A 24,218-nucleotide genomic window follows, 5' to 3' on the forward strand; every position below is an offset into this window, starting at 1 on the left:
CTAGCCTTCGATGAAAATCAGGGCGGGCGTTTCGAGAAGCACCCGGACACGTTGGACAAAGGTGGCAGCATCCCATCCGTCAATGATGCGGTGGTCGAAACTCGAGGATAGATTCATCATCTTGCGCGGCACGAACTGCGTGCCATCCCAGGCCGGACGCACGGCAATCTTGTTCACCCCGATAATGGCGACCTCCGGGTGGTTGATCACCGGTGTCGAGACGATGCCGCCGAGCGCGCCAAGCGAACTGATGGTGATCGTCGAGCCGCTGAGCTCGTCGCGGGTCGCGGTACCGGCGCGCGCCGCCTCCGCCAGGCGGCCCATCTCGATCGCGCAATCCCAGATGCCACGTGCCTCAGCGTTCTTGACGACGGGCACGACAAGTCCGGCGGGTGTCTGGGTGGCAATGCCGATATGGACGGCGCCATGCCGGGTGAGGATGCCTTTATCGTCGTCAAAGGTCGCGTTGACACTCGGTTGGTTGGCAACCGCCTTGACGATCGCCCGCATAAGAAACGGCAGGACGGTAAGTTTCGGCTGCTCCGGCTTGCGGTCGCGGTTCATCGTGGCCCGCAGTTCCTCCAGCGCGGTCATGTCGACTTCCTCGACATAGGTGATGTGGGGAATGCGAGAGGTCGACAGCGACATCTTTTCGGCGATCCGGCGCCGAAGACCGGTGAGCTTGACCTCCTCGGTCGATGTCTTTTTCGCAATGGCCGGTTGGAGAGAGGGCAGCTCGCCGCGCGCGATGAACTGCTCGACGTCTTCGCGAAGGATGCGGCCGGCGGGGCCAGATCCCTTGAGCTGACGCAAGTCGACGCCGCTTTCCCTTGCCAAGAGCCGAACCGATGGCGACGCCAGCGGTTTTTCTGCGGGAACCGGGGCCTGAGGTCGTGGTGGTGGGGCAGCCGTCAGCGCAGCTGTCTCTTTTGGCTGAACTGCCGCGGTCGCACTCTCGGGAGCCTTCGCGGTAATAGCGGCAGGCGCGTCGACCCGTTCGATCGCCTCACCACCGCCCGTCTCGATGCGCACAAGCGGCGCCTTAACCGCGATCTTGTCGCCGATTTCAGCACCCAGCCAGACGACCGTCCCCGTGACCGGCGACGGGATCTCGACGGTCGCCTTGTCGGTCATGACGGCGGCGATCACCATATCTTCCTTTACCGGGTCGCCTGCCTTGACATGCCATTCCACGAGTTCGGCCTCGGCCACGCCTTCGCCGACATCGGGCATCTTGATGACAAATTCGCCCATGTCTCAGGCCTCCATGACTTCGGCAAGTGCCCGCCCGACACGTCCGGGGCCGGGGAAGTAATCCCACTCCTGGGCGTGCGGATAGGGTGTGTCCCAGCCGGCGACGCGCACGACAGGCGCTTCAAGATGGTAGAAGCAGTGTTCCTGCACGAGCGATGCGATCTCGCCGCCAAACCCCGACGTCAGCGTCGCCTCGTGGACGACGACGCAGCGTCCGGTCTTGTTGACCGATTGCACGATGGTATCGAGATCAAGGGGCAGCAGACTGCGCAGATCGATCACCTCGGCATCGATGCCGGTGTCCTCGACGGCCGCCAGCGCGACATGAACCATCGTGCCGTAGGCGACCACCGTCACCGCCGAGCCCGAGCGCCGAACGTCGGCCTTGCCGATCGGAATCGAATAGTGACCTTCGGGCACCTCGCCGAGCTCATGCTTCGACCAGGGTGTGACGGGCCGTTCGTGATGGCCATCAAACGGCCCGTTGTAGAGCCGCTTCGGCTCCAGGAACATCACCGGATCCGGATCCTCGATGGCGGCAATCAGCAGCCCCTTGGCGTCATAGGGATTGGAGGGCACCACCACCTTCAATCCGCAGACGTGCGTGAACAACGCTTCCGGGCTCTGACTGTGCGTCTGGCCGCCGAAGATGCCGCCACCTGTCGGCATGCGAAGGACGATCGGGCACGTGAAGTCGCCGTTCGAGCGATAGCGGATGCGGGCGGCCTCCTGGGTGATCTGATCGTAGGCCGGATACATATAATCGGCGAACTGGATCTCGACGCAGGGCTTCAAGCCGTAGGCCGCCATGCCAATGGCCGTGCCGACGATGCCGGATTCACTGATCGGCGTATCGAAACAGCGTGTCTTGCCGTATTTCGCCTGTAACCCTTGAGTGCAGCGAAACACGCCGCCGAAGTATCCGACGTCCTCGCCGAAAACCACCACATCGTCATCGCGGGCCATCGAAACGTCCATGGCGCTTCGCACGGCTTCGATCATCGTCATCCTGGCCATCTCAGAAACCTGCCTTCTGCCGCTGGCGGCGAATGTGGGGCGGCATTTCCGCATAGACACCTTCGAAGATGTCACGCACCGAGGGCCTGCCACCGGCATGCAGCGTGCCGTGATGTTCTGCCTGCTTCTGGGCTTGGATGACCTCGTCCATGATTTCGGCCTCGGCCTGAACATGGCGTTCTTCCGACCATGCGCCCCTGACGATCAGATGCTTCTTCAGACGCAACACCGGGTCACCCAACGGCCAGGCTTCGGACTCGGTCTTCGGCCGATAGGCGCTTGGATCGTCCGAGGTCGAATGGGCGCCGACGCGATAAGTGACGTATTCGATCAAGGTCGGCCCGAGGTTGCGCCTGGCTCGTTCCGTGGCCCAGCGAGCGACGGCGTAGACGGCGAGGTAATCGTTGCCGTCGACGCGCAAGGCCGGAATGCCGAAACCAAGTCCGCGCGCGGCAAAGGTGCCGGAGCCGCCACGCGCGATCCCCTGGAAGGTGGAAATCGCCCACTGATTGTTGACGATATTGAGGATGACCGGGGCCTTGTAGGTGGAGGCGAAGACCAAAGCGGAATGAAAGTCGGATTCTGCCGTCGAGCCGTCGCCGATCCAGGCCGCCGCGATCCTGCTGTCGTTCTTGATGGCCGAAGCCATGGCCCAGCCGACGGCCTGCACATATTGGGTCGCCAGATTGCCCGAGATGGTGAAGAAGCCGTGCTCCTTCGACGAATACATGATCGGCAGCTGACGGCCGCGCAACGGATCGCTTTCATTCGAGAAGATCTGGTTCATCATCTCGACCATGGGATAGTCGTCGGCGATGAGAAGGCCCGCCTGCCGATAGGTCGGGAAATTCATGTCGCCCTTGCGAAGGGCCTTGCGAAAGGCGCAGCTGACGGCTTCCTCGCCAAGATGCTGCATGTAGAAGGACGTCTTGCCCTGGCGCTGCGCCATCAGCATGCGGGCATCGAAGGCGCGAAGCTTCATCATGTTGCGCAGGCCGGTCAGCAACTCCTCGTCCGTCAGCATGCCCGACCACGGGCCGACGGCTTCGCCCTCCCGATTGAGCACACGGATGATCGAATAGGCAAGGTCGCGGATCTCTTCCGGCGCAACGTCGATCTCGGGGCGCGGCACCACCCCGGCCTTGGCAATCTTCACGTTGGAAAAATCAGGTTGGCCGCCCGGTCGGACGGCGGGTTCCGGAACATGGAGGCTCAGTTGAGCTGCGTCCGTCATATCGTCTTTTCCCTCCCAGCTGCGATGTTTGTTTCTCTCCTCAGAAACGCAACGCCGCATGTCTTGTTCTTATAGATTGCGCGCGATCACCATTCTCTGCACGTCGCTCGTTCCCTCGTAAATCTGGCAGATGCGGACATCCCGATAAATACGCTCGACAGGATAGTCGGCCATATAGCCATAGCCACCATGAATCTGGATTGCATCCGAGCAGACCCGCTCTGCCATCTCGGACGCAAAGAGTTTGGCCATCGATGCTTCCGAAAGGCACGGCAGACCATTGTCGCGCAGCGTCGCGGCATGAAATACCAGCTGTCGGGCGGCCTCGATCTGGGTTGCCATATCGGCGAGGCGGAAGGCGACGGCCTGATGCTCGATGATTGCCTTGCCGAAAGCCGTGCGCTCGCGCGCATAGTCGCGTGCGGCTTCAAAAGCAGCACGCGCCATGCCGACCGCCTGAGCGCCGATCCCGATGCGACCGCCTTCGAGGTTGGCGAGCGCGATCCGATATCCCTCGCCCTGCGAACCCAGCCTCAATTCTGCCGGGATACGCATGCCGTTGAAGGCGATCTGGCAGGTGTCGGTCGAATGCAGCCCAAGCTTTTCCTCCACGCGGATGACTTCGTAGCCCGGCGTGTCGGTTGGTACGATGAAGGCGGAAATCCCCTTCTTGCCGGCATCCGGATCGGTCACGGCAAAGACGATGATCACCTGGCCATTCTTGCCCGAGGTGATGAACTGCTTGGCACCGTCGAGCACGTAGTGATCGCCATCGCGGCGAGCACGGCTGCGCAGATTGGACGCATCCGAACCCGCTTGCGGTTCGGTCAGTGCAAAGCCGCCGATCCATTCGCCGCTGGCAAGCTTGGGCAGGAAACGCTGCTTCTGCTCATCGGTGCCGAATTTCAAGATCGGCACGCAGGCCACGGAACTGTGGACGCTCATGATGGTGGAGCATGGTCCGTCGCCGGCGGCGATTTCTTCAAGTGCGGCCGCATAGGCGACAGTGCCGGTGTCGGAACCGCCATAGTCTTCAGGAACCAGCATGCCGAGCATGCCGAGTTCACCCATCTCGTTGAGTTCTTCGCGTGGAAACCTGTGCTCCCGGTCACGCGCAGCCGCACCCGGGGCAAGACGCTCGCGGGCAAAATCGCGCGCGAGATCGCGGATTTGTTGGCTCAGATCGGAAAGGATCATGCTGGTCTCCTCCCGGCCCTTTCTAGTGACGCTCGATTGCAACGGCGGTTGCCTCGCCACCGCCGATGCATAGGGCAGCCATGCCCCGCTTCAGGTCATAGCGCTCAAGGGCAGCAAGCAGCGTGACGAGAATACGAGCGCCAGACGCACCGATCGGGTGCCCAAGGGCGCAGGCCCCGCCATGCACATTGACCTTTTCGGCCGGCAGCCTCAGGTCGCGCATCGCAGCCATGGCGACGACGGCAAATGCTTCATTGATCTCGAAGAGATCAACGGTATCGAGCGGCCAGCCGGTACGATCGGAGAGCTTCTGCAAGGCACCGATCGGAGCGGTGGCAAAGAGATTGGGCGCCTGCGAATGCGCGGCATGGCCGCTGATTGTCGCAAGCGGTTTCAATCCAAGGCGTTCGGCTTCGGAACGACGCATCAGCACGAGAGCGGCCGCACCATCGGAAATCGAACTGGAGTTGGCTGCCGTCACGGTACCGCCGTCGCGGAAGGCCGGTTTGAGGAGCGGAATCTTGTCGATCTTTGCCTTGCCGGGCTGTTCGTCTCGGCTGACCATCTGCTCGCCCTTTCCCGCGGTGACAGAGACCGGCGTGATCTCGGCGTCGAAGTAGCCGGCCTCGATGGCCTTTTGTGCGCGCGTCAGCGATGTGACCGCATAATGGTCCTGCGCCTCGCGCGTGAACTGATACGCCTCGGCGCAGTCCTCGGCGAAGGTGCCCATCAAACGTCCCTTGTCATAAGCGTCCTCCAGCCCGTCGAGGAACATATGATCGACGATCCGCCCGTGGCCAAGCCGGTAGCCGCCACGGGCACGATCAAGGAGATAGGGCGCATTGGTCATGCTTTCCATGCCGCCGGCGACGCCGACAGTGGCGCTTCCCGCCGCCAGGAGATCATGCGTGAGCATGACGGCTTTCATCCCGGAGCCACACATCTTGTTGACGGTGCTGGCGCCGGTGGAAAACGGCAGGCCGGCGCCGATTGCCGCCTGCCGGGCAGGTGCCTGGCCCTGGCCTGCCGGCAGCACGCAGCCGAACACGACCTCGTCGACGGCATCCCGCTCGACCAGGCTGCGCTGAAGCGCCGCGCGGATAGCGGCGGCCCCGAGCTCGGGTGCGGATGCCTCTTTGAGTTCACCTTGGAAACCGCCGATCGGCGTGCGCGCTGCACCGACGATGACGATAGGGTCCTGCAAAGCCATTTTCTCAATCCTTCCAGACAGACGGTCAGCGTGCGCTCATGCGCAATGCGCCGTCGAGGCGAATGACCTCGCCGTTCAGCATGCTGTTTTCACATATATGGCGCACCAGTGCGGCAAATTCGGCGGGCCTGCCGAGACGCGGCGGGAAGGGCACACTCTTGCCGAGCGCTTCCTGCACTTCATGCGGCATGCCTGCCATCATCGGCGTTTCGAAAATGCCCGGGGCAATCGAAACGACGCGAATGCCGTGGCGGGCAAGCTCGCGGGCAATCGGAAGCGTCATCGAGGCGATGCCGCCCTTGGAGGCAGCGTATGCGGCCTGGCCGACTTGCCCGTCGAAGGCTGCGATCGAGGCAGTGTTGACGATGATGCCGCGCTCGCCCTCGGCATCTGGCTGCTGATGCTGGATGGCCGATGCCGCAAGACGGATCATGTTGAAGGTGCCGACGAGATTGATGCTGATTGTCCGCACGAAATTGTCGAGACTGTGGGGGCCGTCGCGGCCGATGATCTTCTCGCCCGGCGCCACACCAGCGCAGTTTACGAGCCCGCTCAAGCCGCCGAAAGTGTCCAGCGCGGTTGCCACGACAGCGGCTCCATCCTCCGCACTCGTCACATCGGCCTTGATGTAGCAGGCATCCGTGCCAAGCTCTGCTGCAATCGCCTCTCCGGCAGTATCATTGAGGTCGGCGATGACCACGCGCGCGCCGTTTTCAACCAGCATGCGCGCCGTTGCCGCACCGAGGCCCGACCCTGCGCCGGTCACGATAAAGGTTCCTCCACGGATCAGCATCGGTCTTCTCCCATCACCTTGCGATCGTCGCCTGTGGGATAGTGCCATCCTCCCGGTACGACCCCAAGGCAGTCGATTCTATTCCGTCGCCATATTGCAAGCGATGACTAAAGTGCTGCATTGTTTCGGACAGTTTTGCCATTCTAGGAGGAAACGGGTGGCTGACATCGATAGGCGCATGATCGCGCCGGGATTCGTCGAGGAGGCGCTCGATAGCCTACGGCGGATGGGACGGCCGACAGGACCGCTGCTTTCTTCGCTGGGGCTCCCGGCGGTGGTCGATCAGCCGGTATCGGCAGAAACCTACGGCGCTCTCTGGCTTGCCATCGCCCGAGAGCTCGATGACGAGTTTTTCGGGATGGGCGGGCGGCCGATGCGCAGCGGCAGCTTCACCTTGCTTTGCCATTGCGTCTTGCATGCACGAACGCTTGGCCATGCGCTGCGCCGGGCTCTGCGTTTCCTCGACGTCGTGCTGGATGATCCGCGTGGTCAGCTTGTCGTCAGGGACGGGCTTGCCCAGATCGAGCTTGCCGATGCCGGTGGAGCGCGTTCGGCTTTCGCCTATCGCACCTATTGGATCCTCATCCATGGAATAACCTGCTGGCTGGTTGGCCGGCGCATTCCGATCCGGCTCGTCGACTTCCGCTGCGCCGAACCAAAGCAGGAGGCCGACTATCGGCTCTTCTTCGGCGCGCCCGTCAGGTTTGGGCAACCGATAAGCCGCCTTGGCTTCGACAGTGCGATGCTGGAGCTGCCGATCATGCGCACGCAACAGGCGCTGAAGCAGTTTCTGCGAGGGGCCCCAGCCAATATTCTGGTGCGCTATCGCTATGATGCTGGGCTCGCGTCCAGCGTCAGGCGGCGGCTCGACAAGGTATCTCCATCCGCATGGAAGAATTTCGCGGATCTTGCCGCAGACATGCGCATGCCGCCGTCCACCTTGCGTCACCGGCTTCGGGACGAGGGACAGAGCTATGCCGGCATCAAGGACGATATACGCCGTGATCTTGCCGTCGACATGTTGCTCAACACGTCAAAGACCATCGGCGATATCGCCGCCCAGCTTGGCTATTCCGAGCCCAGTGCCTTCTTCCGCGCCTTTCGCAAATGGATGTCGAAAAGCCCGGACGCTTTCCGCAGGCAGAGCAGCCCAGTCGCCCCATAAGGTGGACATAACGCTGAGAATATGTGTAGCGTCTCTTGCATTTACCCCCTGAATTTCCCTGAAAATTTTGAAAGTCTTTCGCCCGCGGCATGGAAATGCCCGGCTGGCGATAGCATTCCAAACGGCGCACTATTGCCCCGCCGAGAATGAGGCGGCTGCGGTTTCAAAAGGAGCCTGCCCCCTCCACTCGATCGAGACGATTGCAGTCCGCGAACGGGACGCCCGCAATGGCGTCAGCAATCGGCCAATGCAATAGCTGGGCAGCTGGAGGAGCGGCTCGGCCCGTGCTGTTCGGTCGCGCAAAGGGCGCCGCCAAGGGAGGAAATATGTTTGAACGGCTTTTCAAGCTAAGTGAGCACAATACGACCGTCCGCACCGAACTGGTGGCCGGCGTGACGACGTTTCTCACGATGTCGTACATCATCTTCGTCAACCCCGACATCCTGTCGTCGACAGGCATGAACCGTGACGCGATCTTCGTTGCGACCTGTATTGCTGCCGCACTTGGCTCGGGGATCATGGCGTTCGTCGCCAACTGGCCGATCGGCATGGCGCCGGGGATGGGTCTGAACGCCTTCTTTGCCTTCACCGTCGTGGCGGCTCTTGGCTTTTCCTGGCAACAGGCGCTTGGCGCCGTGTTCATATCCGGCCTGATCTTCGTCTTCCTCACAGTGACCGGCATCCGCAGCTGGCTGATCCAGGGCATTCCGCATTCATTGCGCAGCGCGATCGCCGCCGGTATCGGTCTTTTCCTTGGGATTATCGCGCTCAAGAATGCCGGGATTGTCGTCGACAATCCGGCGACCTTGGTCGGGCTCGGCGATCTCAAGCAAACGGGGCCGCTTCTTGCGATCTTCGGGTTCTTCGTGATCGCGGTGCTCGATGCATTGCGCGTGCGTGGCGCAATCTTGATCGGTATCCTGTCCGTCACCGTGCTTTCGTGGATTTTCGGCGTCAGTGCCTTCCAGGGGATTGTCTCCGCTCCGCCGAGCATGGCGCCCACCTTTCTCCAGCTCGACATTGTCGGCGCTCTGCACGGTGGCCTGATCCATGTCATCCTCGTCTTCGTGCTCGTCGAAGTGTTTGATGCGACCGGAACTCTGATCGGTGTCGCCAAGCGCGCCAACCTCATCCAGGAAGGCAAGCCGAACCGCCTCGGGCGCGCCCTGCTCGCCGACAGCACGGCAATCGTGGCAGGTTCGCTGATGGGAACGAGCAGCACGACAGCCTATGTTGAAAGCGCCTCTGGCGTTCAGGCCGGCGGCCGCACCGGACTGACCGCCATGGTGATTTCGGTGCTTTTTTTGGCGTCGCTCTTCATCTCGCCGCTTGCCGCTTCCGTTCCGACCTACGCAACCGCACCGGCACTTCTCTACGTCGCCGGTCTCATGATGCGCGAACTGACGGAAATCGAGTGGGATGACCTGACCGAAGCCGCACCCGCGGCATTGACGGCCCTGGCAATGCCCTTCACCTATTCAATCGCCAATGGTCTCGCCTTCGGCTTCATCAGCTATGTCGTCATGAAAGTGTGCACCGGAAAATGGAACATCATCCATCCGGCCACGCAAATCGTCGCGGCGCTCTTCGTCATCCGTTTCGCGTTCTTTGCCAACTGAGTTCGCGAGTTTAGGCTAAAGGGGTCGCAAGCTTGCGGCCCCTTTTTGCGTTCGCAGACGACGTCGGGCAACGCGTCGCGATGGACGCCTGCCAGGCGGGTTCGAGGCTCGGCTGCCACGTGAAGGTGAGCTCCTGACACGAGGCCCGGACGGGAAAACCAACCACCAGGCACAACGACAAAGGCCGGCTGATTGCAGCCGGCCTTTGCTCATGGGTTCGCATCGACACTCAGAGGATCAGGAATGGTTGGTCGTAGAAATGCTCTTCCAAATTGATGCCTTCGCCGCCACGATCGATGACCGCAAAGCTCGATATGCCATCGAGTGGTGTCAGGATGCCATGCCAGACATTGCGGCCGATATTGACGCCCTGGCCGGGCTTGGTCTTGAAGGCCAGAGGTTTGCCCGGACCGGATCCTGTCTCCTCTGCCACGACGACGAGGAACGGGTTATCCGAAAGCGGAATGAACGCCTGACTGCCGAGCGGATGACGCTCCACCATGCGCAGTTCAAGTGGCAGCTTATATGGCTCGCCGCTCAAAAGGCTGATCATCGCTCGGGCCTTCTGCCCTCTCGTTTCGATCTTGGCGAGGTCATGATAGCGCGTGCACTTGCCGCCATTGATCGGGAAGTGATGGGCTCCATCCGTCTCGATCACATCGCCAAAAGGCGCGAAGGCATCACGGGAAAGTGGCTTGATCTCGATTGTTCTCATCCGTTTCTGCCCTCGACGGTTCTTGCAGAGCAGCGGCCGGTGTACCAGCCGCGAGGGGTTTCGCCGGTGACGATCTCGTGCAGCCGGATCGCCTCGGCGATCTCAGCGCGCTCGTCTTGCGGGCTCATGTCCTTGTGTTCGATCCATTTCAGGCCGTGCGAGGCGATTTCCCACTTGGCTGCCTGCATGGCGGCGACCTGGGCGGGGGAGCGCATCAGTGCGGTCGCAACGCCATAGACCGTCACCGGCACGCCACGCTCCGTCAGCAGGCGGTAGAGCCGCCAGAAGCCGGCGCGCGCGCCGTATTCGTAGATCGACTCGCTGTTCCAGTGCCGCTGGCCTGTCCACGGCTGGGCGCCGACGATTTCGGACAAATAGGCCTCCGACGCGGCGTCGCCGTGCAAGACGCAATTCTCTGCGCCTTCCTCGTAGTTGACGACGAACTGCACGGCGAGGCGAGCTCCATCCGGCCAAGCTGCATCCGGGGGCTCAGCCCCGTAGCCATAAAGGTCACGTGGATATCTCATGAAACGCTCCTCCAAACGTTGGCGATTGTTCGATTCCTAATCAGAAAATCCGGCCGTCATTCCCTACGAAAATTTTGAAAGTCTCGAAGGATTGGCCTGCTACACAGGAGGAGTGGGGTCGCCGATACTGTCCTGACAAATGCAGGCTTCGGGAGGTGAACCGCATGCAATCTCACTCTGGCGCCGGTCGGCTGACCACCCATGTGCTCGACACGGCGCGGGGCAGCCCGGCGCAAGGGCTGCGGATCGAGGTGTTGCGCATCGATGGCGAGCGAGCCCAGCCGGTCGCAGAGGCGAAGACAAATGGCGACGGCCGTTGCGACGCGCCGCTCTTGAGCGGCGAGCAGATGCAGCCGGGGACCTATGAGCTGCGCTTTCATGCCGGCGACTACCTTGGCCGCGAGAACGGCAAACTCGCCTTCCTGGATGTCATCCCGGTGCGGTTCAACATCTCGGAGGGGACCGCGCACTACCACATTCCCCTGCTGCTTTCGCCATTCAGCTATTCGACCTATCGCGGGAGCTAAGCCATGGCCGTCGACATCCGCAACACCGTACGCTTCCTTCTGAACGACCGGCTCGTCGAGCTCCAGGCGGTTTCACCGGTGCGCACCCTTCTCGACTTCCTGCGCCTTGACCGCGAGCTTCGTGGCACCAAGGAAGGTTGCGCAGAAGGAGATTGCGGAGCCTGCACCGTTCTGGTCGGTCGGCTCCTCGGTGGGCGCCTGAAATACGAGGCGGTCAATGCCTGCATCCGCTTCGTCGGTTCGCTCGACGGCTGTCATGTCGTGACGGTCGATGCGCTTGCAACGCCGGGCGGGCTGCTTCATCCGGTGCAGCAGGCGATGGTCGACACACACGCAACACAGTGCGGTTTTTGCACTCCGGGCTTTGTGATGTCGCTTTATGGCCTCTGGATGGAAAATCCGAAGCCCTCGGTCGAGGAGATCGAGACGGCGCTGCAGGGCAATCTTTGCCGCTGCACGGGCTACGCCGCAATCATGCGGGCAGCCGAGGCGATCTCATCGATCGGCGATCTGGGAAAGGACCCGTTGGTTGCAGATAGGGAAGCGATTTGCCGCGAGCTTGCCGCCCTCAGGGATGGCAAGCGCGTCGTGGTCGGCGAGGAGCCCGAACGTTTCATCCTTCCCGCCTCCGTCGACGACCTTGCAAAGCTCTATGCGGCCGAGCCGAATGCGACCATCGTCGCCGGTGCGACCGATGTCGGCCTTTGGGTCACGAAATTCATGCGCGACATTTCGCCGGTTATCCACCTCGCACATTTGGAGGAACTGCGTCGCGTCGATGTCGGTGCAAGCGGTATGACGCTTGGTGCGGGCGTCAGCTACAGCGAGGCCTATCCTTTCATCATAGCGCATGTCCCGCAGCTTCGCGAACTCTGGAACCGTATCGGTGGTCGGCAGGTCCGCAACATGGGGACCGTCGGCGGCAATATCGCCAACGGCTCTCCAATCGGCGACACACCGCCGGCGCTGATCGCGCTCGGTGCCTCCGTCACGCTACGCAAGAACGAGCAACGGCGCGTGATGCTGCTCGAACATTTCTTTATCGAGTATGGCAAGCAGGACCGGCAGCCTGGCGAATTCGTCGAATCCCTGCATATCCCCTTTCTCGCAGACGACGCTCGATACGCTGTCTACAAGGTCACCAAACGGCTGGATGAAGACATTTCCGCTGTTTGCGGCGCGTTTCGCGTCAGCGTCGACGATACCGGCCGCGTAAGCGACGCCGTGATCGTCTTCGGCGGCATGGCGGGCACGCCAAAGCGCGCGTCAAACGCCGAGGCCGCCTTGACCGGCAGGGGCTGGAATGAAGCCGGCATCGAGCATGCGATGAAGGCGCTCGCGGCCGACTACACGCCGCTCAGCGACTGGCGGGCCTCGGCGGACTACCGCCTGCTCGTTGCCAAAAATCTGCTGAGGCGGTTTTATCTGGAGACCAGTTCTGCCGAGCAAGTGCGGCTCGACCGGACCGTCAAGATGGCCGTGTGAGGGAGTAAAACCATGAACGTCATGCAGCCTGTCGACCGGATTCGCGGCGGTGTTCACGAGAAGGAGCGCCACGAATCCGGCCACAAGCACGTCACCGGAACGGCACAATATATCGACGACATTCCCGAACCGGCAGGCACCCTGCATGCCTATCTCGGCCTGTCGCAGCGTGCCCATGCCAAGATCGTCTCGATCGATTTCGACGCCGTCAGCACCAGCCCCGGCGTGGTCGGCGTGCTGACAGCGGAAGATATCCCGGGTGAAAACGATGTCAGCCCGGCCCACAAGCACGACGATCCGGTGTTCGCCACCAGCCGCGTCGAGTTCCACGGCCAACCGATCTTTGCCGTCATTGCTGAAACGCGTGACGAGGCGCGCCGCGCCGCCGCCAAGGTGAGAATAGACTATGCCGACCTGCCGCATGTGACCGACGTGCTTAAGGCCGCCGCTGCCAACTATCCGCTGGTGATCGACCCTCTCAAGCTGGAGCGCGGCGATATCGACGCGGGCTTCAAGGCGGCAAAGAACCGCGTTACGGGCGAGATGCGCATTGGTGGTCAGGACCACTTCTATCTTGAAGGCCACATTTCCTTGGCCGTTCCAGGCGAGGATGACGAGATTACCCTTTATTCCTCGACCCAGCATCCGAGCGAAACCCAGCACATGGTCGGGCAGGTGCTTGGCGTTCCGTCCAACGCGGTCACGGTCAACGTGCGGCGCATGGGTGGCGCCTTCGGGGGCAAGGAAACGCAGGCGAACCTGTTTGCCGCCGTGGCGGCACTTGCCGCAAAAAAATACCGTCGCGCCATCAAGATCAGACCGGACCGCGACGACGACATGACGGCGACCGGCAAGCGTCACGACTTTCACGTCGACTACAAGATCGGGTTCGACGATGACGGGCGCATCGACGCGGTGGACGCGACATTTTCGGCGCGCTGCGGCTTCTCGGCCGATCTATCCGGTCCAGTGACCGATCGCGCCTTGTTCCACGCCGACAATTGCTACTTCTACCCGCACGTGCGATTGCGCTCGCGACCGCAGAAGACCAACACGGTCTCGAACACCGCCTTCCGCGGCTTTGGCGGTCCTCAGGGCATGGTCGGGGGCGAGCGGATGATCGAGCATGTCGCTTACACGCTTGGAAAAGACCCTCTCGAAATCCGCAAGCTGAATTTCTACGGCGGCGACGGCCGCAACCTCACGCCTTATCATCAGACCGTCGAGGACAACATCATCGCTCGCATCATCGAGGAGCTCGAAACCTCCACGGACTATGCCGCCCGACGAAACGAGATCATCGCCTTCAACCGCAAGAACCGTGTGATCAAGCGCGGCATCGCGCTGACGCCTGTCAAGTTCGGTATCTCGTTCACGAAGACCGAATACAACCAGGCCGGCGCACTGGTTCATGTCTATTCTGACGGCTCGATCCATTTGAACCACGGTGGCACCGAGATGGGTCAGGGTCTCTATACCAAGGTCGCGCAGGTCGTCGCTGACGAATTCTGCGTCGACCTCGCCCGCATCAAGGTGACGGCGACCTCGACGGGGAAGGTGCCCAACACGTCGGCAACGGCGGCATCATCCGGCTCTGATCTGAATGGCATGGCTGCCGCCAATGCCGTTCAGCAGATCAAGGCGCGCCTGGTCGCCTTCGCATGCGAGCGCTATCGTGTGTCGGAAAAGGACGTCGCCTTCGAACCGAATATGGTTCGCATCGGCGTTGATCGTGTGGCGTTTTCCGATTTCATCAAATCGGCTTATGGAGCGCGCATCCAGCTTTCGGCCGCAGGCTTTTACAAGACACCGAAAATTCACTGGAACCGTGCCGAGGGGCGGGGACGACCGTTCTTCTACTACGCCTACGGCGCCTCCTGCTCAGAGGTCAGCGTCGATACGCTGACGGGCGAATATCAGGTAGATCGCACCGACATTCTGCACGACGTCGGACGCTCGCTCAATCCCGCCTTGGATATCGGTCAGGTCGAAGGCGCCTTCGTGCAGGGCATGGGTTGGCTGACGACGGAAGAGCTCTGGTGGGATGCAAAGGGCCGGCTGCGCACCCATGCGCCGTCGACCTACAAGATCCCGCTGGCCTCCGATCGACCGAGAATATTCAACGTTCGCCTTGCCGAGTGGTCGGTCAACCGCGAGGAGACCATCCGTCGATCGAAAGCCGTCGGCGAGCCGCCCTTCATGCTCGCAATCTCCGTGCTTGAAGCAATCTCCATGGCGGTGGCGAGCGTTGCGGACTATCATGTTCCTCCTTGCATCGATGCGCCGGCAACGCCGGAGCGTGTGCTGATGGCCATCGAACGCATGCGAGCAATTGAAAGGAAAGGGTTGACCGGTATGCCTGCCGCTCGCGACGATTTGCGGGATTTTCTGCGCCTGGAGCCAGATTGCATCCTCGTCGAAGTGACGGGCGCAGTCGGCTCGACGCCGCGCGATACCGATGCCTGGATGCTGGTCGCCATGACCCGCTGCTTTTCAACCATCGGCGGCGGGCAGCTGGAATATATGGCGATCGACCAGGCACGACGCACGCTTCGCCAATCCCAGCCGACCACAACGATGAGCATTCCGCTTGGTCCGGAAATTGGCCAATGCTGCGGCGGTCGCGTCGGGCTGTCGTTCACCGCAGTGACGCGCGACGTTGCCGAGGAGCTGATTGCGCGAACCGACGCCGAGATTGCCCGAAGACCTCATGTCTATGTTTTTGGCGCCGGTCATGTTGGCGACGCTTTGGCTACGGCATTGTCGCTGGCGCCCCTGCGTACGGTGCTGGTGGATACCCGTGAAGACGAGCTTGCCGCGTCGCGTGCATCGGGCATTGAAACATGCCTGACGGCAATGCCAGAGTCGATCGTGCGCGATGCGCCGGCGGGAAGCGCATTCGTCATTCTCACCCACGACCATGCGCTCGACTTTCTGATTGCCGCCGAAGCACTGCGTCGGGGCGATGCCGCCTATGTGGGGATGATCGGCTCGAAGACAAAACGTGCGACCTTCAAGAACTGGCTCACACGCGAAGTCGGCAGCAAAGAGCTCGTCGATCGCCTCGTCTGCCCGATCGGCGGCACGGCCATAAAGGACAAGCGTCCCGCCGTCATTGCAACGCTTACAGCCGCTGAAGTCATGGTGGCCGCCCTGTCGTATCACGCGTTGGCCAGTACCCACAAAACAGACGCTTAAAGCGGACCGGCTTTAATCCCCAAGGTCAACGCTCGAAAGGTTCGCCGAGCGAGGCAACGCCATTCAGCTTTAACAGGCGACGATCTGCCGAAATGATGCCGAGCACGATGATCGTGACGAGATAGGGCAGGCTTGCAAGCAGCTGGGACGGAACGTTCAATCCCGTCGCCTGGGCGGCAAGGCTGATCAACGATACGGCACCGAAGAGGCATGCCCCGAGGAAAATGCGGCCGGTCATCCAGGTTCCGAAGACGACAAGCGCGATCGCGATCCAGCCGCGCCCGGCGATCATCCCATCTGCCCAAAGCGGTGTGTAGACCACTGCCGCATAGGCGCCGGCAAAGCCGGCCATGGCGCCGCCGAAGGCGACGGCGGCAAAGCGAACGGCAATGACGCGATAGCCAATCGCGTGGGCGGCCTTGGGATTTTCGCCGACGGCGCGCACAACGAGGCCGATCTTCGAATAGGCAAACATTGCCCAGATGGCGAGCGTTGCTGCGAGCGACAGCCACACGACGGCGTCCTGGATGAAGAGCCCGCCAACGATCGGGATGTCCGACAACCAGGGAAGGGCAAGCTTTGGAATTCCCTTGACCGTCAAGCTCTCATAGGTTTTGCCGAAGAGTGCAGACAGACCCTGGCCGAGGATGCCGATGGCAAGTCCGGTTGCCACCTGGTTTGCCCGAAACCCAAGCGCGATAACCGCAAAGACCAGGGAAAGGATGGCGCTGCCAAGCCCGGCGACGACGAAGCCCACAAGATGCCCGCCGCCATGATAGACGATGATAAAGGCAAGTGCCGCGCCAAAGGCCATGAGGCCTTCGACGCCGAGGTTGAGAACGCCTGCACGCTCGACCACCAGCTCGCCGAGCGCGGCAAGAAGAAACGGTGTCGCAGCCGCCAGCATGCCGGCAAGGATGAACTCGATGGCGTTCATGGCTCGCTCCGGTAGGCGCTCCGGCGCCATTCGAGACGATACCGAACGAAGGCGATGGCAATCAGATAGGCGAGCAACAGGCTGCCCTGGAAAACGCGAACTGCAGCGATGGGCAGGTTTGCCGACACCATGGCGTTGTCGCCTCCGATATAAAGTGCTGCCATGAACAATGCGGAGGCGACGATGCCAATCGGATGCAGGCCGCCGAGATAGGCGACGATGATGGCCGCATAGCCGTAGCCGGTGGAAATCGAGCGCTGCAGCTGTCCCAGGGGGCCTGCGACCTCGGCTGCCCCGGCAAGGCCTGCCGCGCAGCCGCCGATCAGCAGCGATAGCCAGATCGCCCGACCCTGCCTGAAGCCGGCATAACCGGCCGCGCGCGGCGCCAGCCCCCCCACCTGAAGCTTGTAGCCGGTGAAACTCTTCTGCATGAAAACCCAGGCGGCCAATGAAAGGGCGATGGTGATCAGCAGCGAGACGTTGACGCGCGTACCGGAAATCAGGATCGGCACCATGGCGTCATACTGGAACATCACGGATTGGGGGAAGTTGAAGCCGTTCGGATCCTTCCATGGCCCCAGCAGCAGGTAGTTCAAAAGCTGCGCGGCAACGAGGCTGAGCATCAGCGAAACGAGGATTTCGTTGGCATTGAGCCTGACGCGCCAGAATGCGGTGAGCGAAGCCCAAAAGGCGCCGCCGAGGACGCCAAGGAAAAGCATCACCGGCCAAATCCACTGCCCGGTTGCCTGAGGAAACCAGACGGGGATCGCGGATGCGAAAATGGCGCCCAAAATGAATTGGCCCTCCGCGCCGATGTTGAAGACCTTGGCGCGAAAGCCGATCGCAAGACCCTGGGCGATGAGCAGAAGCGGTCCCGCCTTTAACAGCACCTCCGAAAAAGAAGCCCAGGAGACAAAGGGCTCGAAGAGCATTGCGTAGACAACATCCACCGGATCGCGGCCCATCAGCACGTAGAGACCGAGATTGAGGATGGTGGCCGCCGCAAGGGCAAGGAAGGGTGCTGCCAGCGTTGCGGCAATCGAAGCGCGCTCCCGGCGCACAAGCGTGGGCAGAAAGGCAACCGACCGGGCGCTCATGCAATGACCTTCTCAGGCAAGGGCTGTGCGCCAATCATGTAACGGCCGACCTCCTCGGGTCGGGTATCCCTGGTGACGAGCGGCGGGCTAAGCGTGCCGTGGTGCATCACCTGGATGAAATCGCAGAGTTCGAAAAGCTCCTCGAGTTCCTCGGAAATCACCAGAATGGCCATGCCGTCATTGCGTAACGCGACAAGTCTGCGGCGCACCGCAGACGCTGCGCCAACATCGACGCCCCAGGTGGGTTGCGCGACAAAAAGCAGCTTGGGTGCCAGCATGATCTCGCGGCCGACAATGAACTTCTGCAGATTGCCGCCCGAAAGGGCGCCGGCCTCAGTGTCCGGGCCGGGCGTGCGAACGTCATATTGGCGAATGCAGTCATTGGTGAAGGCCGTTGCCTTTTCCTTGTCGATCAGGCCATGGCGCAAGAGGCTCAAGGGGTGGGCCGTCAACAGGCTGTTGAGAACCAGCGACATTTCCGGAACCGCACCCCGTCCAAGCCGGTCCTCCGGAACGAATGCAAATTGAAGCCGGCGTCGGGCGGCGGCGTTCAGCCGTCCGACGTCCTGCCCCATCATGTAGATCCTGTCGCGCTGTTCTTTCGGCAGCACAACCTCGCCAGAGATCAACGAGGCGAGCTCGCTTTGACCGTTGCCCGAGATGCCGGCAATGCCGAGGATTTCGCCGGAACGAACGGTGAGCGTGATATCGCGCAACGGCACGGCAAAAGGATCTTCGGGCTGGTGATCAAGGCCGATGATCTCAAGCCGCTTGTCGCCGCCCGACAGCGGCAGCGCCGGCATAGGCTCTGGCATGTCGCGACCGATCATCATGCGGGCGAGGTCGTGGGCATCATGCTTGCGTGGGTCGATATGTCCCGTGACACGCCCGCCGCGCAGGATCGTCGCCCTGTCGCAGATCGCCCGAATTTCCTCCAGCTTGTGGGAGATAAAGAGGATGGAAACCCCGCCATCGCGCAGCCTGCGCAAGGTGTCGAAGAGCGTTTCTATGAGTTGCGGCGGCAGGACGGATGTGGGCTCGTCAAGGATCAGCAGCCTTGGATTGGTCATGAGGCAACGGATGATCTCTACACGCTGTCGCTCGCCCACGGAGAGCGTGTGCACATGGGCGAGCGGATCGACCTCGAGGCCGAAATCACGCCCGAGTGTGCCGATCCGCTGCAGGAGATCGGCTTTCCTGCCTGGAACCACCAGCTGAATATTTTCCACGACGGTCAGGGTCTCAAACAGCGAAAAATGCTGGAAGACCATGCCGATCCCCTCGCGCCTCGCCTCGGCGGGGGAGGCAAAGGCCAGGGGCTCGCCTTGCCAGACAACGGTCCCGCTGTCTGGCTGCTCGACGCCATAGATCATCTTCATCAGCGTCGATTTGCCCGCCCCGTTTTCTCCGAGAATTGCGTGGATCGACTGCGGCGCGACATCCAGATCGATGCCTTGATTGGCATGGATCTGGCCGTAGCTTTTCGAAATGCCGCGAAGCGACAGGAGCGGGACGGTCATGGCTTACTTCGGCAGGGGCGTGGTCACGCCCTTGACGTGCCAGTCCATGGCCACGATTTCGCCATCCGTCAGGGTTTTGCCCGACGCTGCACCCTCACTGCCATCGGCCTTGGTGATCGGTCCGGTGAACGGCGAAAGGCTTCCGTCGGCAATCTTTTTCTCTGCCGCCTTGATCTTGGTCATCGTGTCGGCGGGGATCGCAGGGTTCCAATCGACGACTTCGACAACCTTGTCGGCAACACCAAGGAAGGTATTTGCGCCCTTGAACGTGTTGGATAGATGGGCATCGACCGAAGCCTTGAAGAACGGTGACCAGTCAGTGGAGACGCAGCCGAGATAGGTCTTCGGGGCATAGCTTTTCATCGACGAGTTGAGGTTGAAGGCATAGACGCCGGCTTCCTCACATGCCGAAATGACAGAGGGCGTGTCCTGCGCATTGGAGAAGATCACATCGCATTTTTGGGCAATCAGGGCCTTCGCCGCTTCCTGCTCCTTGGCCGGATCGAACCACGAGTTCACCCACACGACCGAAACCTCGATATCGGGCCTGACGGCCTGAGCACCGAGCGTGAAAGCATTGATGGAGGTGATCAACTCGGGGATGGCGAAGGCTGAAACCGAACCGAGCTTGCCGGTCTTGGACAGAGCAGCGGCGGCCATGCCAAGCAGATAGGTGCCCTGGAAATACTTGGCAGCAAATGGCGAGAAATTCGGGGCCACCTGGAAGCCCGATGCATGCAATACGGTGACTTTGGGATTGCGGCGGGCGATCTGCAGGGCACCGTTCTGATACCCGAAGGAACCGGCGATCAGGAACGTGTTTCCGTCGGCGACCGTCTTGTTCATGATCCGGTCAGCGTCCGGACCTTCGGGAATATTCTCGACGACCGTCACCTTCACCTTGTCGCCATAGGCGGCCTTGATGGGGTCGAGGCCGGCAGCGAGCGCGTGCCCCCAGCCAACGTCGCCGATCGGAGAGGGGACGACGAGTGCGATGCCGAGCGGTTTGTCAGCCGCCAGCGCCGCGCGGCCGCCAATGGCGCCGGCAAGGCCGGCAGCGGCGGCTGTCTGCATCAGGGTTCTGCGGGTAATCATTGTCATGTTTTGGTTCCCCTTTTTGGTGTTTTAAAATTCCACGGTCGAAAGAGCGGCCTCGGCCTCGGCAAACAGCCGGGCTTCGTCGAGGCCCGCAAATTCGCCTTTCTGCCAGACGATGCGGCCGTTGATCATGGTCAAGTCGGTCGGCATGCCGATGCCGACCTTGGCCATCAGGCTCAGCGGATCGTGGCGTGTGCCGACATAGTCCATGCGACGTGTGTCGATTGCAAAAAGGTCAGCGGCCATGCCCGGTGCAAGTCGACCGATGTCGCTGCGGCCAAGCAGCGCCGCGCCGCCTGTTGTTGCATAGCCGAGGAAATCGACCGGAGGCGGAACCGGGTGGAGGCGCGTGGATGCCGCCAGGCACTGCAGCATGTAGGCTGAGTGCAGGCAATGCATCAGATTTGAATTGTCGTTGGAGGCTGCTCCGTCGCAACCGAGCCCCACCCGAAGGCCGAACGCTGCCATGGCGGGGATATCCGTCACTTCGGCGCCAACCAGATAGACTGGCTCCGGGCAATGAGACACACCGGTACCGCTTGCAGCCATTTTGCGCAGTTCGTCATGTGTCAGTTCCCAGCAATGGGCATAGAACGCATCGGGGCCGGCAAAACCGAGTTCCGCGCAATAGTCGACCGTGCGCATTCCGTGCCGCGCCGCAATGACCGGGCTCTCGCCCTCGCCAACATGCGTGTGCATCTGGACACCGCGATCGCGTGCCAGCGCGACCGACTCGACGAAGGTCTCACGGTAGCAATTAACCGGCTGGCAGGGGGCGACCACCACCTGACGCATGCTGAAGGGGCTCGCATCGTGATAGCTGTCGATCAGGCGTGCACAATCACCGATGAATTCGTCCGTCGTTTCCAGCATCTGATCGGGAATGGTCGAGCCCTTTGACTTCGGCAAGGTGTTGCCACCACGACCGGCGTGAAAGCGCATCCCGAGAAGTTCGGCTGCCTCGAACTGGCGGTCGATCAACCGTTTGCCGGCATGTCGCGGGAAGCAATATTGGTGGTCGAAGGCCGTGGTGCAGCCATGCTTGATCAACTCGGCCATCGCCGTGAGCGAGGCGTGGTAGAAGCAATCCTCGTTGAGCCGCGAGAAAACCGGATAGATGCGGTCAAGCCACTCGATAACCGAAAGCTTCGTCCAGTCGAGATCAGCGCGATTGCGCACGAAGCACTGGAAGAAGTGATGGTGGGTGTTGACGAGACCCGGGTAGACGAACCAGCCGGTGGCATCTTGCGCGATTGTTCCGACCGGCAGCTCGCTTTGGCCAAGATCTTCGCCGATGGCCTGGATCGCCCGGCCGTTTGTCAGAATGTCGACATTGCGTTGGACTGTCGGGCCCTTGCCCTCGTCAACGATCACAGCCGCGCAGTTCTTCAGGAGATAGCCGGCCATGTCACTCCTCGCCCGACCCGATCTGAGGTTCGGGCTTCAGCTCGTGCAGTCGGTGGATGCCGGGCATCTCGATGAAGGCGTCGAGCGCGCGGATTGCGCGCGACCAGAGGCGGATCGCGGGATAGGGATCGAGTGAAACGCCACCGTCCGGCGCGAGCGCCACGTAGGGAAAACAGGCGATATCGGCGACTGTCGGATGATGTGATGCGAGAAACGGCATGCCGCGCAGTTTCTGTTCGACGAGCCCGGTTTCCAACTCGCGCAGCGCCGCGACACCCTGTGCCTGGAGAACGGCAATATCCCCCGGCCGGAGCAGCATCTCATGCAGACGCGCGCCGCCAAGGCTTGCCGTCAGCCGGTGCGAAAAGGAAAGCCACTGCTGCACGCGGGCGGCTTCCTCGGCCGTGCCGCCGCCGAGCCACTCTGGAGCGCTCTTTGCGGCAAGATAAACAAGCATCGAGGACGATTCAGTCAGGATCAGCTCTCCGTCTTCAAGGATCGGTATGGAGCCTGCAGGGTTGAGCGCCATGAGCTCGAGCCCGCGATGCTCGGCGCCAGGATGAAAATCCACCGGCCTGAGATCGAGCTTCACGCCCGTCAGTGCCGCCATCAGACGCACTTTGTAGCAGCTGGGTGAAAGGATGTAATCGTAGAGCTTCATTGCGCCACCAACTGTGCGCCATAGGTGTAGTTGTGGCGTTTCAGCCAGCGTCGGTAAGCGACCGACGTCAGGTCGGCTCGCGTCGGGATTTCCATGCCGGGGTCGAGTGGCAAAAGACGCGGGATCTGGTTTTCAAGGATCGACCGGTCCTGGAGGAAGATCGTCTGCTGGAAATGGATGAGATCGGTCATTGGTGTGACATCGTCAAAGAGCGCCATCCATGGCCAGACGTCGCACAGATCCTCAGCGAGCGGTTGCACGAAGAGTGTGATGACGTCCCATTCACTGGGGCGCGGCGGGCAGGTCTTATAAAGCACCGAGCAGGTCGGAGCCGGCACCCGGTACATATATTCCGTCGTGATGCCGCCGCTTGCCGATTTTGCTGCCTGTGGCTGGTAGAATTTCACCTGCGTTGCCCAGACTTCGTCCTCTCGGATTTCGACCTTATAGTTCTGAACCTCGGTATGCGGTTCGGCGCCTAAGATGTCGGTATGCACGAAGGGAAAATGCGCGATGTCGAGAAAGTTCTCTACGGCGCGAAGCGGCGAACACCGCACGCGAACGACGCCAACATCGACAAATCGGCGACCAGGCTGATCAGCCTCGGGGATCGAAAACAGGTCCTTTTGCGGGGCGCCGAGAGAGGACCAGACGTGGCCGTAGCGAACGCAAACGGGCAGGGGGCGCCGATCGCTTGAGGTGACTGTAGCGCTGCCGCCGTCGTCGAGCGAGACTTCGATCGGTTCGCCCATCAAAGCGGTCTTGTACGCCTTGTCGCCGAGCTGGCTGAAAAGACCGACCGGATACCACTCGTCGAGCATCGCTCCCTGTGCCATCACGCGATCCCTTTTGTTTCGACGTCTTCGGCCATGCGCCGGACGGTCTCGGCGGCCCGCAAGGCCAAGATGCGTTCGCAAGACGTGGCATTGTCATTGACAAGAACATGGATGAGCGTCTGGGCCTGCGCCTGCGCGACGAGCAAAAGCCACATCTCTTTCGAATGCTGCGCGGTCCTCAGAAGGCCGTCGGCGCCCGTCTTTTCGCCGGCTGCGGCTTCAATGGCGGCAATGCCGGCATCAGCTGTCAGCGAGCGCAGGGGGAGGAGGCCTTGAAATCGCGGTGGCGCGTCGACCGGCTCTCCAACGGCTACCCAGATCACCCCCCCGGATTCTTCGACCTGTTGTGTTGCGACGCGGATCGTCTCCGGCGGTATGAGGCCCGGATGGGCCGGGATGCGCAGACAGTGTCCGGCCTGTGCGTAACTCCAGCCGTGATAGATGCAGGACAAAGCCTCGCCGCGTACAAAGCCATGGGACAGGCGCATGCCGCGATGCGGACACCGGTCCGCCGATGCAGATGCACGCCCTGCCTCGCTTCTCCACAGCGCGATCGATCCGGCCGGTGTGCGTGCCGGCATTACCGTTCCCGACGGCAGATCCGCGGAAAGGGCGACTGGCGTCCAACAGCCCGTCGTATCGGGTGGCATAGTTAAACTTTCATAATATTATCAATTGCTTGCCAGTTGCAAACGCGGCGCCAAAGGCGGGCGGCCTGCTC

20 protein-coding genes and 2 pseudogenes are annotated in these 24,218 nt (G+C 61.6%); 6 read left to right on the forward strand and 16 right to left on the reverse strand.

Translation table 11 applies throughout. From position 1 onward, the window contains the following. From ACSQ9D_RS22795 to ACSQ9D_RS22820, 6 genes are all read right to left on the reverse strand, one after another. Entirely contained in the window at nucleotides 1-1,254 is a 1,254-nt protein-coding gene (locus tag ACSQ9D_RS22795; RefSeq protein ID WP_436284229.1) for a dihydrolipoamide acetyltransferase family protein, read from the reverse strand. Nucleotides 1,255-1,257: 3 nt separating this feature from the next. Further along, nucleotides 1,258-2,271 (reverse strand): alpha-ketoacid dehydrogenase subunit beta, encoded by a 1,014-nt coding sequence (locus ACSQ9D_RS22800; RefSeq protein ID WP_436284230.1) that lies wholly within the window; start codon nucleotides 2,269-2,271, stop codon nucleotides 1,258-1,260. Nucleotide 2,272: 1 nt separating this feature from the next. Then, entirely contained in the window at nucleotides 2,273-3,505 is a 1,233-nt protein-coding gene (locus ACSQ9D_RS22805) for a 3-methyl-2-oxobutanoate dehydrogenase (2-methylpropanoyl-transferring) subunit alpha (protein ID WP_436284231.1), read from the reverse strand. 69 nt (nucleotides 3,506-3,574) lie between these two features. Then, a complete protein-coding gene (locus ACSQ9D_RS22810) occupies nucleotides 3,575-4,702 on the reverse strand; it encodes an acyl-CoA dehydrogenase family protein (protein ID WP_436284232.1) in 1,128 nt (375 codons plus the stop codon). A gap of 22 nt (nucleotides 4,703-4,724) precedes the next feature. Continuing rightward, the gene (locus ACSQ9D_RS22815) at nucleotides 4,725-5,912 is read right to left on the reverse strand and encodes an acetyl-CoA C-acyltransferase (protein ID WP_436284233.1); all 1,188 of its coding nucleotides are present in this window, start codon (nucleotides 5,910-5,912) and stop codon (nucleotides 4,725-4,727) included. Between the two features lie 25 nt (nucleotides 5,913-5,937). Beyond that, on the reverse strand, nucleotides 5,938-6,705 hold the full coding sequence (locus ACSQ9D_RS22820; RefSeq protein ID WP_436284234.1) for a 3-hydroxyacyl-CoA dehydrogenase: 768 nt from the start codon (nucleotides 6,703-6,705) through the stop codon (nucleotides 5,938-5,940). Between the two features lie 103 nt (nucleotides 6,706-6,808). On the opposite strand from ACSQ9D_RS22820, the gene ACSQ9D_RS22825 reads away from it, so the two are divergent. Together ACSQ9D_RS22825 and ACSQ9D_RS22830 are read left to right on the forward strand one after the other, a co-directional pair. Further along, entirely contained in the window at nucleotides 6,809-7,870 is a 1,062-nt protein-coding gene (locus ACSQ9D_RS22825) for an AraC family transcriptional regulator (protein WP_436284235.1), read from the forward strand. Nucleotides 7,871-8,196: 326 nt separating this feature from the next. Continuing rightward, nucleotides 8,197-9,489 carry an NCS2 family permease gene (locus ACSQ9D_RS22830; protein WP_436284236.1) on the forward strand — a complete coding sequence of 431 codons (1,293 nt, stop codon included), beginning with the start codon at nucleotides 8,197-8,199 and terminating at the stop codon, nucleotides 9,487-9,489. A 229-nt stretch (nucleotides 9,490-9,718) separates the two neighbouring features. On the opposite strand, the gene ACSQ9D_RS22835 is transcribed toward ACSQ9D_RS22830, so the two are convergent. Together ACSQ9D_RS22835 and ACSQ9D_RS22840 are read right to left on the reverse strand one after the other, a co-directional pair. Continuing rightward, nucleotides 9,719-10,204: an ureidoglycolate lyase gene (locus ACSQ9D_RS22835; RefSeq protein WP_436284237.1), complete on the reverse strand. Its 486-nt coding sequence runs from the start codon at nucleotides 10,202-10,204 to the stop codon at nucleotides 9,719-9,721. An 11-nt stretch (nucleotides 10,205-10,215) separates the two neighbouring features. Continuing rightward, a pseudogene (locus ACSQ9D_RS22840) lies at nucleotides 10,216-10,731 on the reverse strand (polysaccharide deacetylase family protein); the annotation flags it as partial. A gap of 164 nt (nucleotides 10,732-10,895) precedes the next feature. On the opposite strand from ACSQ9D_RS22840, the gene uraH reads away from it, so the two are divergent. The 4 genes and pseudogenes from uraH (at nucleotide 10,896) to xdhC (ending at nucleotide 15,941) form a co-directional block, all read left to right on the forward strand. Beyond that, entirely contained in the window at nucleotides 10,896-11,258 is a 363-nt protein-coding gene (uraH, locus tag ACSQ9D_RS22845) for a hydroxyisourate hydrolase (RefSeq protein ID WP_436284238.1), read from the forward strand. A gap of 3 nt (nucleotides 11,259-11,261) precedes the next feature. Further along, on the forward strand, nucleotides 11,262-12,743 hold the full coding sequence (xdhA, locus tag ACSQ9D_RS22850; RefSeq protein ID WP_436284239.1) for a xanthine dehydrogenase small subunit: 1,482 nt from the start codon (nucleotides 11,262-11,264) through the stop codon (nucleotides 12,741-12,743). Nucleotides 12,744-12,755: 12 nt separating this feature from the next. Continuing rightward, nucleotides 12,756-15,074 (forward strand): annotated as a pseudogene (gene xdhB, locus ACSQ9D_RS22855) (xanthine dehydrogenase molybdopterin binding subunit); the annotation flags it as partial. A gap of 24 nt (nucleotides 15,075-15,098) precedes the next feature. After that, nucleotides 15,099-15,941, forward strand: coding sequence for a xanthine dehydrogenase accessory protein XdhC (gene xdhC, locus ACSQ9D_RS22860; protein WP_436285145.1), 843 nt, complete (start codon nucleotides 15,099-15,101; stop codon nucleotides 15,939-15,941). A gap of 25 nt (nucleotides 15,942-15,966) precedes the next feature. On the opposite strand, the gene ACSQ9D_RS22865 is transcribed toward xdhC, so the two are convergent. From ACSQ9D_RS22865 to ACSQ9D_RS22900, 8 genes are read right to left on the reverse strand one after another with little or no spacing between them, the layout of a single operon-like run. Further along, nucleotides 15,967-16,878, reverse strand: coding sequence for an ABC transporter permease (locus ACSQ9D_RS22865; RefSeq protein WP_436284240.1), 912 nt, complete (start codon nucleotides 16,876-16,878; stop codon nucleotides 15,967-15,969). Next, the gene (locus ACSQ9D_RS22870; protein ID WP_436284241.1) at nucleotides 16,875-17,975 is read right to left on the reverse strand and encodes an ABC transporter permease; all 1,101 of its coding nucleotides are present in this window, start codon (nucleotides 17,973-17,975) and stop codon (nucleotides 16,875-16,877) included. The genes ACSQ9D_RS22865 and ACSQ9D_RS22870 overlap by 4 nt, the downstream gene beginning before the upstream one ends. Further along, a complete protein-coding gene (locus ACSQ9D_RS22875) occupies nucleotides 17,972-19,495 on the reverse strand; it encodes an ABC transporter ATP-binding protein (protein WP_436284242.1) in 1,524 nt (507 codons plus the stop codon). The genes ACSQ9D_RS22870 and ACSQ9D_RS22875 overlap by 4 nt, the downstream gene beginning before the upstream one ends. 3 nt (nucleotides 19,496-19,498) lie before the next feature. Then, on the reverse strand, nucleotides 19,499-20,596 hold the full coding sequence (locus tag ACSQ9D_RS22880; RefSeq protein WP_072373500.1) for a BMP family ABC transporter substrate-binding protein: 1,098 nt from the start codon (nucleotides 20,594-20,596) through the stop codon (nucleotides 19,499-19,501). 24 nt (nucleotides 20,597-20,620) lie between these two features. Further along, nucleotides 20,621-22,000, reverse strand: coding sequence for an amidohydrolase (locus ACSQ9D_RS22885; protein WP_436284243.1), 1,380 nt, complete (start codon nucleotides 21,998-22,000; stop codon nucleotides 20,621-20,623). Between the two features lies 1 nt (nucleotide 22,001). Beyond that, a complete protein-coding gene (locus ACSQ9D_RS22890; RefSeq protein WP_436284244.1) occupies nucleotides 22,002-22,661 on the reverse strand; it encodes a glutathione S-transferase family protein in 660 nt (219 codons plus the stop codon). Next, nucleotides 22,658-23,497, reverse strand: a complete 840-nt coding sequence (locus ACSQ9D_RS22895) for an aromatic ring-hydroxylating dioxygenase subunit alpha (RefSeq protein WP_436284245.1) — start codon at nucleotides 23,495-23,497, stop codon at nucleotides 22,658-22,660. Before ACSQ9D_RS22895 ends, ACSQ9D_RS22890 begins: the two co-directional genes overlap by 4 nt. Beyond that, a complete protein-coding gene (locus tag ACSQ9D_RS22900) occupies nucleotides 23,497-24,147 on the reverse strand; it encodes a Rieske 2Fe-2S domain-containing protein (protein ID WP_436284246.1) in 651 nt (216 codons plus the stop codon). Before ACSQ9D_RS22900 ends, ACSQ9D_RS22895 begins: the two co-directional genes overlap by 1 nt. Nucleotides 24,148-24,218 lie beyond the last annotated feature (71 nt).

This window comes from Rhizobium sp. LjRoot258, from assembly GCF_964254185.1.
Lineage (GTDB): Bacteria > Pseudomonadota > Alphaproteobacteria > Rhizobiales > Rhizobiaceae > Rhizobium.